The organism is Bradyrhizobium sp. JR3.5, from assembly GCF_054057015.1.
This window is the reverse complement of sequence record NZ_JBSRYV010000002.1, coordinates 3630090-3644894: the sequence shown is the minus strand read 5'-3', so window position 1 is coordinate 3644894 and position 14805 is coordinate 3630090. Positions and strand designations below refer to the sequence as shown.

12 protein-coding genes and 1 pseudogene are annotated in these 14805 nt (G+C 64.9%); 8 read left to right on the top strand and 5 right to left on the bottom strand.

The window, feature by feature from the left end:
* Positions 1-34: 34 nt before the first annotated feature.
* The 4 genes from ACVWW1_RS34285 to ACVWW1_RS34270 all read left to right on the top strand — a co-directional run bounded on the left by ACVWW1_RS34285 (position 35) and on the right by ACVWW1_RS34270 (position 3219).
* Positions 35-1843, top strand: coding sequence for a sensor histidine kinase (locus ACVWW1_RS34285; RefSeq protein ID WP_207833612.1), 1809 nt, complete (start codon positions 35-37; stop codon positions 1841-1843).
* On the top strand, positions 1840-2280 hold the full coding sequence (locus ACVWW1_RS34280; RefSeq protein WP_176534018.1) for an HPr kinase/phosphorylase: 441 nt from the start codon (positions 1840-1842) through the stop codon (positions 2278-2280). Before ACVWW1_RS34285 ends, ACVWW1_RS34280 begins: the two co-directional genes overlap by 4 nt.
* A gap of 214 nt (positions 2281-2494) precedes the next feature.
* Positions 2495-2896: a PTS sugar transporter subunit IIA gene (locus tag ACVWW1_RS34275; RefSeq protein WP_021076632.1), complete on the top strand. Its 402-nt coding sequence runs from the start codon at positions 2495-2497 to the stop codon at positions 2894-2896.
* The gene (locus ACVWW1_RS34270; RefSeq protein WP_456658933.1) at positions 2893-3219 is read left to right on the top strand and encodes an HPr family phosphocarrier protein; all 327 of its coding nucleotides are present in this window, start codon (positions 2893-2895) and stop codon (positions 3217-3219) included. The genes ACVWW1_RS34275 and ACVWW1_RS34270 overlap by 4 nt, the downstream gene beginning before the upstream one ends.
* Positions 3220-3381: 162 nt before the next feature.
* On the opposite strand, the pseudogene ACVWW1_RS34265 reads toward ACVWW1_RS34270, so the two are convergent.
* From ACVWW1_RS34265 to ACVWW1_RS34255, 3 genes and pseudogenes are all read right to left on the bottom strand, one after another.
* Positions 3382-4998 (bottom strand): annotated as a pseudogene (locus ACVWW1_RS34265) (glycosyltransferase family 39 protein).
* A gap of 174 nt (positions 4999-5172) precedes the next feature.
* Positions 5173-5940: a M15 family metallopeptidase gene (locus ACVWW1_RS34260; protein ID WP_456658932.1), complete on the bottom strand. Its 768-nt coding sequence runs from the start codon at positions 5938-5940 to the stop codon at positions 5173-5175.
* A complete protein-coding gene (locus ACVWW1_RS34255) occupies positions 5941-7299 on the bottom strand; it encodes a YARHG domain-containing protein (RefSeq protein WP_456658931.1) in 1359 nt (452 codons plus the stop codon).
* Between the two features lie 162 nt (positions 7300-7461).
* Here ACVWW1_RS34255 and lepA point away from each other — a divergent pair, with 162 nt between their 5' ends.
* From lepA to ACVWW1_RS34235, 4 genes are all read left to right on the top strand, one after another.
* Positions 7462-9273 (top strand): translation elongation factor 4, encoded by a 1812-nt coding sequence (lepA, locus tag ACVWW1_RS34250; protein WP_456658930.1) that lies wholly within the window; start codon positions 7462-7464, stop codon positions 9271-9273.
* Positions 9274-9474: 201 nt separating this feature from the next.
* Positions 9475-9807, top strand: a complete 333-nt coding sequence (locus ACVWW1_RS34245; protein WP_456658929.1) for a hypothetical protein — start codon at positions 9475-9477, stop codon at positions 9805-9807.
* 151 nt (positions 9808-9958) lie between these two features.
* Positions 9959-11185: an MFS transporter gene (locus ACVWW1_RS34240; protein ID WP_456658928.1), complete on the top strand. Its 1227-nt coding sequence runs from the start codon at positions 9959-9961 to the stop codon at positions 11183-11185.
* Between the two features lie 145 nt (positions 11186-11330).
* Positions 11331-12503 (top strand): acyl-CoA dehydrogenase family protein, encoded by a 1173-nt coding sequence (locus tag ACVWW1_RS34235; protein WP_456658927.1) that lies wholly within the window; start codon positions 11331-11333, stop codon positions 12501-12503.
* A 56-nt stretch (positions 12504-12559) separates the two neighbouring features.
* On the opposite strand, the gene ACVWW1_RS34230 is transcribed toward ACVWW1_RS34235, so the two are convergent.
* Together ACVWW1_RS34230 and ACVWW1_RS34225 are read right to left on the bottom strand one after the other, a co-directional pair.
* A complete protein-coding gene (locus ACVWW1_RS34230) occupies positions 12560-13084 on the bottom strand; it encodes a DUF2867 domain-containing protein (protein ID WP_456658926.1) in 525 nt (174 codons plus the stop codon).
* A gap of 625 nt (positions 13085-13709) precedes the next feature.
* Positions 13710-14741, bottom strand: a complete 1032-nt coding sequence (locus ACVWW1_RS34225; RefSeq protein WP_207836975.1) for an IS110 family RNA-guided transposase — start codon at positions 14739-14741, stop codon at positions 13710-13712.
* Between the last annotated feature and the right edge of the window lie 64 nt (positions 14742-14805).

Sequence of the window (14805 nt, the reverse complement as noted above, 5' to 3'; positions counted from 1 at the left end):
GGGACGACATCCATACCAACCGGCAGCTTTGCCAGTGCTTGATCGAACGCAGCTCGAGCAGGGACTGAACACCGAGGACGCGTCACAGCTCCTCGATCAAGAGGCCGTGGCCGACGATTTGGCGCGCGACAAAGGCTGGCGCCGCCCGCTCGGCTGGGTCCGCCGCGCCGGTCAGTTCTTCTTCGCGCTGTCGTTCTCGAGCCTGACGCGCCGCATCGTCTCGCTCAATCTGGCCGGCCTCGTCGCGCTGGTCGCCAGCATCCTCTATCTCTCGCAATTCCGCGCCGGCCTGATCGAGGCGCGCACGCAGAGCCTCTTGGTCTATGCCGAGATCATCTCGGAGGCGATCGCGGCGTCTGCGACCGTCGAAGGCAACACCGTCACCATCGATCCCGACCGGCTGCTCGACCTCAAGCCCGGCGAGAGCTTCGGCCAGCCGGATGAATCGGCGGATTTCCCGATCAACCCCGAGCGCGTCGCGCCGACCCTGCGCCGCCTGATCGCGCCGACCAAGACGCGGGCCCGCATCTTCGACCGCGACGGCGGCCTGATCCTCGACAGCCGCAACCTGTTCGCGCGCGGCGACGTGCTTCGCATGGAGCTGCCGCCGCCGTCGGAGAAGCCGTCGCTGTACGAGAAGACCAAGGCCACGATCAAGACCTGGCTCAACCGCGGCGACCTGCCGATCTACCGCGAGCTCGGCCCCGAAGGCGGCAAGGGCTATTCCGAGGTCGCGCAATCGCTCGAGGGCATGAAGGGCAGCGCGGTGCGCGTCACCGATCGCGGCGCGATCATCGTCTCGGTTGCCGTTCCGGTGCAGCATTTCCGCGCCGTGCGCGGCGCATTGATGCTGACCACGCAGGGCGACGACATCGACCAGTTGGTGATGTCCGAGCGCCTCGCCATCCTCAAGATCGGCGGGGTCGCCTCCGCCGTCATGATCATGCTGTCGCTGCTGCTGGCGAGCACGATCGCGGGTCCCGTGCGGCGGCTCGCCGACGGCGCCGAGCGCGTTCGTCACCGCATCCAGACCCGCGTCGAGATTCCCGACTTCACCGGACGCCGCGACGAGATCGGGCATCTCTCGGGCGCGCTGCGCGACATGACCAACGCGCTCTACAGCCGCATCGAGGCGATCGAGATGTTCGCCGCCGATGTCGCCCATGAGCTGAAGAATCCGCTGACCTCGCTGCGCTCCGCAGTCGAGACGCTGCCCTTGGCGCGCAACGAGAACAGCCGCGCGCGGCTGCTCGCCGTGATCGAGCACGACGTCAAGCGGCTCGATCGCCTGATCTCCGACATCTCCGACGCGAGCCGGCTCGACGCCGAATTGCAGCGCCAGGATATGGCGCCCGTCGATCTGCGCCGGCTGCTGACCACGTTGACCAGCGTCGCCAACGAGACCCGGCTCGGCCACGACGTCGCCGTCGAAGTCCGCTTCGAGGGCCGTGGACCGACCGACACGCTCTCGGTGCCCGGCCATGATTCCCGGCTCGGCCAGGTGATCTCGAACCTGCTGTCGAACGCGCAATCGTTCTCCAAGCCGGGCGACAAGGTGCGCATCGTCTGCCGCCGCACCCGCGGCGAGGTCGAGATCATGGTCGACGATGACGGGCCCGGCATCGGCGAGGACGCGCTGGAGCGGATCTTCGAGCGCTTCTACACCGACCGGCCGCACCAAGGCTTTGGCCAGAACTCCGGCCTTGGGCTCTCGATCTCCAAGCAGATCATCGAGGCGCATGGCGGGCGCATCTGGGCCGAGAACCGTCTGGGCCCTGCGGACGAAGACGGCAAGCCCACGGTCGCCGGCGCCCGTTTCGTGGTCAGGCTGCCGACCCTATGAGCGACAATTCAAGCGTGCACGCATCCGCCGTTCTGGTCGGCGAGCGTGCGGTGCTGATCCGCGGTCCGTCGGGCGCCGGCAAGTCGCGCCTGGCCTTCGACCTGATTCTCGCCGGGCGCACCGGAGCGCTTCCGCCGGCCATTTTAGTGGGGGATGACCGTGTCCATCTCGACACAGCCGGCGAACAATTGTGGGTTCGCCCGGCACAGCAATTGGCCGGTCTGATCGAGATCCGAGGCCTCGGAATCCGCCATTGTCCGTTCGCAGGTGAGGCCGTGGTCGGCCTGATCGTCGACCTTGCCGCCGACGATGCCGAGCGGCTGCCGCCGCCGGAGGCGCTCAAGATCCGCCTTAATGGTGTTTCAATACCGCGAATTCCCGTACCGGCCGGCTTCCAACCCCTGCCGCTGGTTGTCGCTGCGCTGACGACAACCTGAAAGTTCATCCTCCCGTAATCTTGCGGCCAATTGTGGGAAGGGAATTGGTAACCATATCACATCCACTATGGCGTCGGATTTTGCCGGCGCAGCCTCCCCTCTCTACCGCCAGGAACCGGGAGACTAGCCAAGATGCCCTCTTGCGCAGGGCCTCTGGATGGTCAAAGTGGCGCGTTCGTGCGGTGCACCAAAGGGCGCCCGCGAGGAGTTTCCGATGATTGGTCTAGTGCTGGTGACCCATGGGCGCCTTGCTGACGAGTTCAGAGCCGCGCTCGAACACGTCATGGGTCCGCAGAAACAAATTGAAGCAATTACGATCGGGGCCGAGGACGATTCCGATCTCTGTCGAAGCGACATCATCGAGGCGGTGAATCGCGTCGATAGCGGCGACGGCGTTGCGATCCTCACCGACATGTTCGGCGGCACGCCGTCGAACTTGGCGATCTCCTGCATGAGCCGCCCGAAGGTGGAAGTGCTCGCGGGCATCAATCTTCCCATGCTGGTCAAGCTTGCCAAGGTTCGCGAGGAGCGCTCGCTGCCCGACGCGATCGCGATGGCGCAGGAAGCCGGCCGCAAATACGTCACCATCGCCAGCCGCGTTCTCGCAGGCAAATGAGCGGCGAGGCCCCGGGCGAAAACCATGTCGGCCCGGGCGTGCCAGCGGGCGCCATTTCGCGCGAACTCCTGATCGTCAACAAGCGCGGCCTGCATGCGCGGGCATCGGCCAAGTTCGTCCAGCTGGTCGAGCGCTTCAACGCCGAGATCTGGGTGACGCGCGGCGGCGAGACTGTCGGCGGCACCTCGATCATGGGCCTGATGATGCTGGCCGCAGGGCCCGGCACCACGGTCGTGGTCTCCGCGAAAGGCGACGAGGCGCAGCAGGCACTCGACGCCATCGCCGAGCTCGTCGCCGGCAAGTTCAACGAAGAAGGCACGTAAGACGATCCTTCGCCGCTACTCTCCCCGTCATCCTGAGGTGCGAGCGGAGCGAGCCTCGAAGGATGCACGGCCCCGCCAGTGGCCGTCGATCCTTCGAGGGCCGCTGAAGAAGCGGCCACCTCAGGATGACGGAAACGGCACGGCACCGATGCCTGGAAATGGCTACTTCGCCGGCGGCACCAGATAGACCTTCCACACTGTCGACGGACCGGGATGGCCGTTGAAGAAGCGCATGGTGTTCATCACCAGCGGCTCGGCATCTTTGGCATGCTCCGCCATCCATGCCTCGCATGGCTGCAGGAACACCGGATCGGTGGTGTCGCAGACGCCGATGAAGCCGCGACGCTTGGCTTCGTCGAGCGACGTCAGCCCCGACGACCACGCTTCGCCCGGCACGAGCGAGGCCGGATGATCCGGACTGTAGAACGTCATCGGCTCGCCGATGTCGGAGCGTGCGACCACCACCGCCCAGCGCGAATGGAATCTGTCCTGCCAGGTCTGGGTGAGCTCGCGCGCCAATTCAGAGCGCGCGGCGTAGGTCGAGCCGCCGACACGGTTGGAGGCGATTTCCTGCGTGGCGATGCTGGGCGCGGCGATCAGCGTGACGATCGTGGCCACGAACCACACCGCCGTGATCGAGAACAGCGCCATGCGCGGGAAACGCAGCGAGGGGATCGCAACCAGCGCAAGCGGCACCAGGAAGAACAGAGGGATGCCCCAATCGGTCTTGATGTAGACGGTGAACGCCAGCGCGCCGAGCGGCGGCCCCGATCGCGACGATCAGCTGGATGATCCAGATGTTGAGCGCCTGCGGAAGATTGACGGACGGATTGGGTCCGCCCGACCAGATCCGCGCCAGCACGTCCGACGGCCGCCATGGCACCGACCCCAGCAGCAGCGCCACAAGGCCCAGTACGGTCGGAATCGCGAGCAGACCGAGATTGTGCACGATGTAGCCGATCACGAGCTGGACGTTGAGCTCACGGCTCGACAGCGCGTAGACGTCGCCGGCATAGGTGAACGGCACGAAGTTCACCTCCTCCAGCCACACCAGATGCGGGATCATCGTCACGATCATGGTGCCGATCGCAACCCACGGCGCCGGCGAGCGCAGGAATTGCATCCGCTGCGGATGGATCAGCGCGGCAAGGCCGACGGCGCCGATCATCGTCACCACCCAGTACTTGGTCATCAGCGCCAGCATGCCGGCAAAGCCGAGCCAGAGCCCCGATTTGAAGCTGCGCTTCTCGAACGCGTTCAGATAGGCCAAAGCACCAACAGCGGCAACGGCACCAGCTGCGCGAGGTCGGCGTTGTACTTGAAGCCCTTGAAATTGAAGATCGGGTAGAGCGCGAGCATCACCACCATGAAGAACGCACGACGGCGATCGACGACGCGCAGCGCGATCAGCCAGCACACCACCAGCGCAAAGCTGACGGTTGCCATCGCGAGCGCGTAGGTCGACCAGTTGGTGACGGGGAAAATCCTGAACCAGACCCCCGCGATCCAGCCCGACAGCGGCGGATGCTTGCCATAGCCGAGCAGGAAGCGCTGGCCCCAGGCATAAGCCTCCGCGACGTCCATATGGACGTCCTGCGCAGCCTTGAGCTTGACCAGGATCAGCGTCCACAGCACCGCGTGAACCAATGCGAAGCCGAACACCAGCCACAGGCTGGTCTTGGGATCGGTGGCGCGCGAGGCAATCCAGGCGGCGATCCGCCGGATCGTCAGTCTGCGGGTCGTGCGCCTTGCGGCAGGGAGGGTGGTGGCGGTCGACATGGCCTGTGCCTGAGGCATGACCCGGAAACGTGGAAAGCGGTTTCCCGGAAGGATCATGCCGAATGGAAGCGGAAGGAGCGATGAGTGAGTGCTCACCAGCATTTCATCGCGCTTTAGCGCGTTTTTGTGGCCAGTGTAATCAGCTTGGCGTGAGAACGCCTCCAGCCGGCCGGTTCACTTTCCGAGAAGCTCCGGCCGGTACTCGAAATGCATGGTATCGTAGTGATACCACTTGCCGCCCCATATGAAGCCATGGCGCTCGAAAATGTCGACGATCTCGCGCGGCATCCGGTTCTTGTAGGGGATGGTTTTGCCCTTGCCCGCCCATAGCCAGTAATCCGAGACCTTCAGGTTGAGGTCGATCGCGGCCGCATAACCATGCATGCTCATCCGCCCGGTATCGGCGACGGCGCGACAAGATAGCACACCCGCGATCGGAAAGGCCGCGGCGCGCAGCGCCGGATCGAGCGCGTCGATCTCGGCGGAGACCTGCTTGAGGCGCTCGGCCACGCCGTTGACCCGCGTGACCTGAACCGGCTTGGCCCAGGACCGCGGCAGCCAGGTGATCGTCACCAGGTTCCGCCTGACCTCCGCCGTGTTGCAGTCGCCATACATCTTCTTGAAGAAGGCCTCGTTGCGGAAGCGGCCGGGATCGACGTTCGGGGCCGGCGGCGCCGATGGCCCGGACGGATAAGGCTGCCGCATCTGGTCGAGGATCGAGGCATTGCGCAGCATCTGATCGAACGGCTTGCCGGAGACGCCGTCATCGACCGGCATCACCGTGCCGTCGCGCCAGGTGATCGTAGTGTCGTCATGGCCGGACAGCGCATCGGGATAGGCGCGCACCAGGCGGTCGAGCAGCTCGCTCTTGCTCTGCGCGTGCGTAAACGGCGGCAGCAGCGCCAGCAAAGCAACGATGCAGGCCGTGCCGCGCGCGGCCATTCAGCGCTTTCCGGCCTGATCGATCAGCGCAACATTGGCCTCCTCGATCGCGTTCAGCTTCGGATTCCAGCTGTTCGGCGCATACCACGGGAAGCGCGCGAAATACGCCTTGAGATCGGCGGAATCGAAATAGCGGCCCCTGCGGGCGAAGATCTCGTTGCGTGCGATCCGCAACTCGTCCCGCGACAGCCGCCGCAGATCGGCCGGCGTCAGCAGACGCCGGTCGGAATCCGGGAAGATGAAACCGCTCGGCGCAGCGCCGCCACCGGATTCGAAGCGATCGATCAGCGCGACATTCGCGCTCTCGATCGCATTCAGCGGCGGATCCCATGAGCGGGGCACGTACCAGGCGAACCTGCTGAATCGCGCGGTCAGGTCGGGCGCGTTGAAGTAGCGCCCGCGCCGCGCGAAGATTTCATTGCGCGCGATCCGCAGATCGTCCTTGCTGAGCAGCCTGAGATCGCTCTCCGACAGCAGGCGGCTGTCGGAATCCGCAATGATGAAATCCGATTGCGTGCGCACCACCGGCGGCGCCGATGGCGGCAGATTTTGCTGCGGCGGGATCACCGTTGCCGGCGGATCGACGGTTGCAACCTGAGCCGGCGCGTTGCCGGCGAAATAGAACGAGCCGTCGATCGGCGAGGTCGAGACCCAGGGCTGCTGCGCGCTGCCGGTCGCGCGCTTGACGACGAGGCCGACCTGATTGAACGCCTGCAGCACGTCGAGCCCGGGCTTCTGCATGGTGTCGACGAGAGCGCGCGTGTAGGGGCTGTGGCCGTCATCGCCGTCGAGCGCGACGTTGCCCGGCTGGGTCGCGTAGGACAACAGCGTGCCCTCCGGCGCGCGGATCTGGGCAAGGCCGCCGTCGGCGGCGCGCAAGCCGCGGCCGCCGAACGGATTGTTCCGGCAGGCGTCCAGGATGACGATGTTGAGCCGCGTGCCGGCGCCTTCCATCTGCCGCAGCACCAGGCCGACATCGACCATCTGGAAATCGACATCGGCCTCGCGCACAGGATTCGCCGAGACCGGCACCAGATAATTCGTTCCACGCACCTGGATGCCATGACCGGCGTAATAGAACAGCGCCACGTCGGCGCCCATCAGCTGGCTGCCGAAGCGCTGGATCGCGGCATCGAAACCGGCCTTGTCCAGATCGACCTGGGCCTGTCCGCCGACCAGTGCAAAGCCGAGCCGCTGCAGCGTGTCGGCCACGAGCTGCGCATCGTCCTTCGGATTCTGCAGCCGCGACACGTTCTGATAGGTCGAATTGCCGACCACCAGCGCGACGCGCTTGTCGGCGGCTGCGGGCGCTGCGAACAACACGGCGAGCAATCCGGCGGCGAGAAGGGTCCAGCGCATCGTCAGGTCCACGGTTTTGGGGCCGAAACACCTAGCAGAAACGTGCCCTAAAATCGATCATGGCGGATCTGACTGAAACACGGCCGTGATTCGCCGTCACATCCCCGCAAAATACCGCAATATGGTTGCCCGCGCGGGGGTGCGGATGCTATCCCGCGCCCCATGACAACTGCCCCGATTTCGAACATCCGCAACTTCTCCATCGTCGCCCATATCGACCATGGCAAATCGACCCTTGCCGACCGCCTGATCCAGATGACGGGCGGCCTGTCGGATCGCGAAATGGCGGGCAAGGAGCAGGTGCTCGATTCGATGGATATCGAGCGCGAGCGCGGCATCACCATCAAGGCGCAAACCGTCCGGCTGAACTACCGCGCCAAGGACGGCAAGGATTACATCTTCAATTTGATGGACACGCCCGGCCATGTCGACTTCGCCTACGAGGTCTCGCGGTCGCTGGCGGCCTGCGAGGGTTCCCTGCTGGTGGTCGACGCCAGCCAGGGCGTCGAGGCGCAGACGCTCGCCAACGTCTACCATGCGCTCGACGCCGGTCACGAGATCGTGCCGGTCCTGAACAAGGTCGACCTGCCCGCGGCCGAGCCCGAAAAGGTCAAGCAGCAGATCGAGGACGTGATCGGCATCGATGCCTCCGACGCCGTGATGATCTCCGCCAAGACCGGCCTCGGCGTGCCCGACGTGCTGGAGGCGGTCGTCACCCGCCTGCCGCCGCCGAAGGGCGACCGCGACGCGACCTTGAAGGCGCTGCTGGTCGACAGCTGGTACGACGTCTATCTCGGCGTGGTCGTCCTGATCCGCGTCGTCGACGGCGTGATGAAGAAGGGCAGCCGCATCCGCATGATGGGCACCGGCGCGGCCTATGACATCGAGCGCGTCGGCTTCTTCACGCCGAAGATGCAGCAGGTCGAGGAGCTCGGCCCCGGCGAGATCGGCTTCATCACCGCGGCGATCAAGGAAGTCGCCGATACGAGAGTGGGCGACACCATCACCGACGACAGGAAGCCCGTCACCGAAATGCTGCCGGGCTTCAAGCCGGCGATCCCGGTCGTGTTCTGCGGCCTGTTCCCGGTCGACGCCGACGATTTCGAGACGCTGCGCGCGGCGATGGGCAAGCTCAGGCTGAACGACGCCAGCTTCTCCTTCGAGATGGAAACCTCCGCCGCACTCGGCTTCGGCTTCCGCTGCGGCTTCCTCGGGCTGTTGCATCTGGAGATCATCCAGGAGCGGCTGTCGCGCGAGTTCGACCTCAATTTGATCGCGACCGCGCCGAGCGTCATCTACAAGATGAAGCTGACCGACGGCACCGAGCTCGAGATCCATAACCCGGTCGACATGCCCGACGTGGTCAAGATCGCCGAGATCGAGGAGCCCTGGATCGAGGCTACCATCCTCACCCCCGACGAATATCTCGGCAGCGTGCTGAAGCTGTGCCAGGACCGCCGCGGTTCGCAGAAGGAGCTCACCTATGTCGGCTCCCGCGCGATGGTGAAATACGACCTGCCGCTCAACGAGGTGGTGTTCGATTTCTACGATCGCCTGAAGTCGGTGTCCAAGGGCTACGCCTCGTTCGACTATCATCTGACCGACTACAAGCCGGCCGACCTGGTCAAGATGCAGATCCTGGTCAACGCCGAGCCGGTCGACGCACTGTCGATGCTGGTGCATCGGACCCGCGCCGAGGGCCGCGGCCGCGCCATGGTCGAGAAGATGAAGGAGCTGATCCCGCCGCACATGTTCCAGATCCCGATCCAGGCGGCGATCGGCGGCAAGGTGATCGCACGCGAAACCGTCCGCGCGCTGCGCAAGGACGTCACCGCGAAGTGCTACGGCGGCGACATCACGCGCAAACGCAAGCTTCTGGAGAAGCAGAAGGAAGGCAAGAAGAAGATGCGGCAGTTCGGCAAGGTCGACATCCCGCAGGAAGCCTTCATCGCCGCGCTCAAGGTGGATAGCTGAGGCGACGACACGGACTGTCGCCAGCTTGACGACAGGCGCGCCGGCCCGGTCCTAGTCGAAAATCTCGAAAACAACCCCATGCAAAGTAGCCGGATAGCTGACACGCTGTCGCAGGCGCGCTTGTTGCCCGTTCTTGTCCCGGCAACAAAACGCACCATGATTTGAATCGCCACGGCGCAGCGCGCCGACTAAGCTCCCATCATGTTGCGCATCCTGTCCCTTTCGATCGTCATCCTCGCCCTGCTGCAGCCTGACCTGAGCGCGGCTGCTTCCTCGAAGAAGCGGCAGACCGCCCGCTGGCATGGCTATGGCTTCCTGCCCGGCTACCGCCAGCCGCCCAACCAGACCATTCCGGTGCTCGGTCCGCGCGGCGCCGCCCGCGGCTACCCGGACTTTTCGCCGGAATACTGGTATGGCGGCGATTGGCACTATTTCGGTCGGCCCGGCTTCCATGGCGGCGGGCGCTACAATGGCGGCAGCTACGGCCCGTGCTGGAGCTGGACGCCGATCGGGCGGGCCTGGAACTGCGGCTAGCCGCGCGTCGCTGCGACATCTTGCGCATGCAACGCACGATCCGCTGATCCCGGAATGAGAGGCATGTTGCTCGTCATATTGCCGCCGGACCTCGGATAGGCCACGATCCTCCCTGCGCGGACCACAACAAACAACAGCGCCGGGGAAACGCATGAGCAAGGACGCTCGGTTCGACTATGGCTGGGTCGTCGTCGGCGCGGGCGCGCTGATGACCTGCGTCGGCTTCGGCACCATGCTGTCGCTCGCGGTGTTCCTGCAGCCGATCTCGGATGCGATGGGCTGGTCGCGTGCCGGCGTATCGGCCGCCGCGACGCTGGATTTCCTCTGCATGGGTTTTGCGGCGTTCGCCTGGGGCACGCTGTCCGACCGCTTCGGCACCCGCATCGTGGTGCTGGCGGGCAGCCTGCTGCTCGGGCTTGGCCTCGTGACGGCAAGCCAGGCGCAGAGCCTGTGGCAATTCCAGCTCTGCTTCGGCGTGCTGATCGGGATCGCCGCCGGCAGCTTCTATGCGCCGATGATGGCGCTCGCGAGCGCCTGGATCGACAAGCATCGCAGCCTCGCCGTCGCGCTGGTATCGGCCGGCATGGGTGTATCGCCGCTGACGGTCGCACCATCCGCCAGCTGGCTGATCACCGCCTATGACTGGCGCTTCGCGATGCTCGTCATCGGCATCGCCGCATGGGCGCTGCTGATCCCCGCATCGTTCCTGGTGCGCCCGGCACCGCAGGGATCGATCGTCGCGACTGCGACCGCAGCGAACCCACCGCAAGCGGAATGGACCGTGGCGCAGGCGCTGCGCACGCCGCAATTCATCACGCTGGCGTTGGCCCATTTCGCCTGCTGCGCGGCGCATTCGGGCCCGATCTTCCACATGGTGTCCTACGCCATGGTGTGCGGCATCGCGCCGCTCACCGCGGTCACGGTCTACAGCCTCGCCGGCTTCTCCGGGCTCGGCGGACGCCTGCTGCTCGGGGTGCTGGCCGACCGCCTCGGCGCCAAGCCGGTTTTGGTCGGCGGCCTCTTGGTGCAGGCGCTGTCGATCGCGACCTATCTCGCAGTGGCGCAGCTCGGCGAGTTCTACGCGCTGTCGGTGGTGTTCGGGCTCGCCTATGGCGGCGTGATGCCGCTCTATGCCGTGCTGGTGCGTGAATTCTTCGGCGCGCGCATCATGGGCACCGTGTTCGGCGCCGTGTCGGCCTTTGCGAGCCTCGGCATGGCGCTCGGGCCATGGGCCGGCGGTTACGTGTTCGACACGTTCCACGGCTACACGTGGCTGCACGCCGGTTCCTTTGCGATCGGCCTTGCGGCGGTCGCGGTGGCGCTGAGTTTCTCCACCAAGCGCCAGCCGTCGCTCGATCTCGGCCGCGCCGCCGCCTGAGCGCGGATGCATGGGTCGATCCCGCGCGGCCGCGATGGATAGCTGATCTGCGCCAGCGCCGCCCCGCCTTGCCCTCTCCTGCCGGATGGGCCACCATCGCCTGCCCCGCCCAACAAGAACGTCAGAAGGGGCGCCGAGGACACGCATGAACAAGCCGCAGGGAGTAGACCTTGTCGAGCGGGCGCGCGCGCTGGCGCCGCTGATCATGAGCGAAGCCGACGAGATCGAACGGACGCGGCGGCTGACGCCTTCCGTCACCGCGGCGCTGGTCGAGAACGGGCTCTATCGCGCGCTGCTGCCGAAGCGCTTCGGCGGCGCCGAGGCGACGCTGGACGCCTTCATGCAGATGCAGGAGGAGATCGCCAAGGCCGACGCCTCGACCGCCTGGTGCCTCGGCCAGTGCAGCGTCTGCGCCATGACCGCGGCCTATCTCGAGCCCGATGCCGCCAACGCGATCTTCAACACCGCGCCCGGCATCCTGGCCTGGGGCGCGATCGCCCATGAGGTGCGCGCCGAGCCCGGCGGCTACCGCGCCAGTGCGCGCTGGGATTTCGCCTCCGGCTCGCGGCAGGCGAGCTGGCTCGGCGCCCATGTCCGCGTCGTCGAGGCCGACGGCTCACCGCGCAAGAAGGCCGACGGCTCGCCGGAAATCCGCACCATCCTGTTTCCGGTGTCGCAGGCTGTGATGTACGACGTCTGGGACGTGATCGGCCTGAAGGGCACCGGCACCGATTCCTATTCGGTCGACAACCTCTTCATTCCGGAAAAGTTCGCCGCGTTGCGCGACGACCCGGCCGCGTGCCGCGAGCCGGGGCCGCTGTACAAGCTCTCCACCAACATGGTGTTCAGCATGGGCTTTGCCGCCACCTCGCTCGGCGTCGCGCGCGCCATGCTGGATGCGGCGACCGAGCTTGCGCGGGCTAAGACCCCGCAAGGCCTCAAGGCTATGCGCGACAACAACGCCGTGCAGGGCCAGATCGGCCGCACCGAGGCGAGCCTGCGCGCCGCGCGCGCCTATCTGTACGCGACGGCCCACGACGTCTGGAGCGATCTCGCCCGCGGCGATCCGATCAGCGAGGCACATCGCATCGCGATCCGGATCGCCTCGACCTGGATCATCCACCAGTCGGCCGCCGTGGTCGACATCGCCTATCACATGTCGGGGGCAACGGCGGTGTTTGCGAAGAATCCGTTCGAGCGGCGGTTTCGCGACATGCATGCGATCGCGCAGCAGATCCAGGCCCGCGACACCCAGTATGAGGACGCCGGCAAGGCGATCCTGTCGGGCAATCTCTCCGCTCCGCCAACGGCGCGCTAAAGCGCGATAACGTCAGATTGAACCAGGGCGTGCACTCATCAATCCGCCATGCAGCTCTACTGCAGTTGTGTTTGTGCACAGCGTGCCAGGTTGGCCCTGACCACGAGGTGATGAAAAGGCCTGATCGCGTTGAGATAGGTGAAGCCCAGGGCATTGTGGGTATGCACAACGGTTGTCGCGATGAGCAACGTGCCTGTGGGACAATGGCGTCGGAGCAAAGATAGCCGGAAGTCCAGGTGTCGGTCATCCGTACCGAGCACGATTTCGTCCTTGCCCTCCCAGTGCACCGGGAAGAAATCCACCCGTTCATGGCTGTCGGGGAACGTCCTGACCGTATCGGAGGTTTTGATGCCAAAGGGCGTAACCATGGCGTCGCGCAGCGCGATCAACGCCTTTTGCCACGCGGGTGGATTGACGAGTGTCCGCGTCGCCAGCTCGCGCATGCTCGGCTGTTCCGATGCACTCAAGTCGATGCTGTAGCTATCGAGTAAACTGGCGTTCTCGTACCAGCTCGCAACGACACTTTCCGACGGCGGCGTCGTCCGGCGTACCTGCGGTTTGCGGTCTAAACCCATGCTCATGACGATGTCACCTATGCGAGGGGCCAATAGGAAGAGCTATTCTCAGTTTTAGACGCTGTGATTTCCCTACGCTGAGCTCGCAACTCGTCGCCGGTTTGCAGGCCTTCAACTCTACGGTGATCGGCGCGGGGTCTCAAGGCCGATCTACGCGTCAAAGAATTGATCCCACGAACGATAGAGGGGTCAATGTTCGAGGCTTGTTCACGCTCAAACCGCGAGGGACTGATTGCGGCTAGCCGCATTGAGAAGGACGCCCGCTTTGGATCAAAAGCCGTCGATCGCGACCGAACCCAGAGACTTCCGGTTCACTTCGGAGAGCCGATGTTCTCGAAGGTCATTCAGACCGTCAGCTACGGGCCATGTGTGGACGGCTCCGGGTTGGCAAGAAGAATCTTCACTTTGCGGCGTTGGTCGGAGCGGCCATGTGTTCGGCCTGTTTGCGCGGTTCACATGACCGCTGGCCATAATGCCCTCCGCGGATCAGGTCCCGGTCAAAAGCACGCATTCGAAGATGCCATGGCCCATGTGGGTTGTCCTGATCGCCGGATCGACCGGCGCTGCATTAAGTGCTGTTCGCCCTCCCAACCGTTACGTCACACCGGATGTCCGGTGTAATGTCGTCTCGTCACGCCGCGAGAGCGGCGGGTTCATTGTAACGTTCGTTTCTGGCCATCATTGCCCACGCCATTCTGGCGAGTTTGTTAGCGAGTGCGATGGCCGCGACCTTTGTGGGCCGCCGGGCCAACAATCGAGTGAGCCAGGGCCGGTGATCGGTGCCATGGATCTTGGCATAGCGGATCACGGCGAGCGCGCCAGCCGTGAACAGGCTGCGTAAATAGCGATCCCCTTGTTTGCTGATACCGCCAAGTTTGTCCTTGCCTCCGCTCGACTTCTGCTTCGGCACGAGCCCAACCCAGGCCGAGAAGTCTCGTCCCGATCGGAAAGCCTTGGGATCCGCAATGCTGGCGACCAATGCTGTGGCCAACGCCGGCCCGACACCGGGGATCGCGTCCAGCCGTTTGCTCGTCGTGCTTGATCGATGCCAGGCGATGATGCGTCGGTCGAACTCCAGGATTTGAGCCTTCAGCGCGCGCAATTGACTGCCGAGAGCAGCAAGACATGCACGGGCCACCTCGGGGAGCCGGTGGTCGGCTGTGTCGGCGACGACTTCTAGCAGTTGCTCCACACCCCTGCGCCCCACAGGGGCGACAATCCCGAACTCGGCAAGATAGGCGCGGATTGAATTGATGACGGCAGTCTGTTGGCGGATGAAGAGATGGCGCGCCCGGTGAAGCATCAGACAGCTCTGTTGCTCGACCGTCTTGGTCGGCACGAACCGCATGTTGGGTCTCGTGACCGCCTCGCAAATCGCTTCCGCGTCCGTGGCGTCGTTCTTCTGCCGCTTGACGTAGGGCTTCACATAGGCCGGCGGCATCAATCGCACCGTATGCCCTAACTCCTGCAGCTCGCGGGACCAATGGTGGGATGACGCGCAAGCCTCGATCCCCACCAGGCACGGCGGCAGCTTCTGGAAAAACGCCAGGACGTGGCGACGCCGCAACTGACGGCGTACGACCACTTGGCCCGCTGCATCAACGCCGTGTACTTGGAAGACCGACTTCGCAATATCCAGACCGATCGTCGAAATTGACTGCATAGGCTGCTCCTCCGAATCGTGGGAGCTTCAAACAGCGCCCACTCCTTGGCACTCTTGTGCCGGT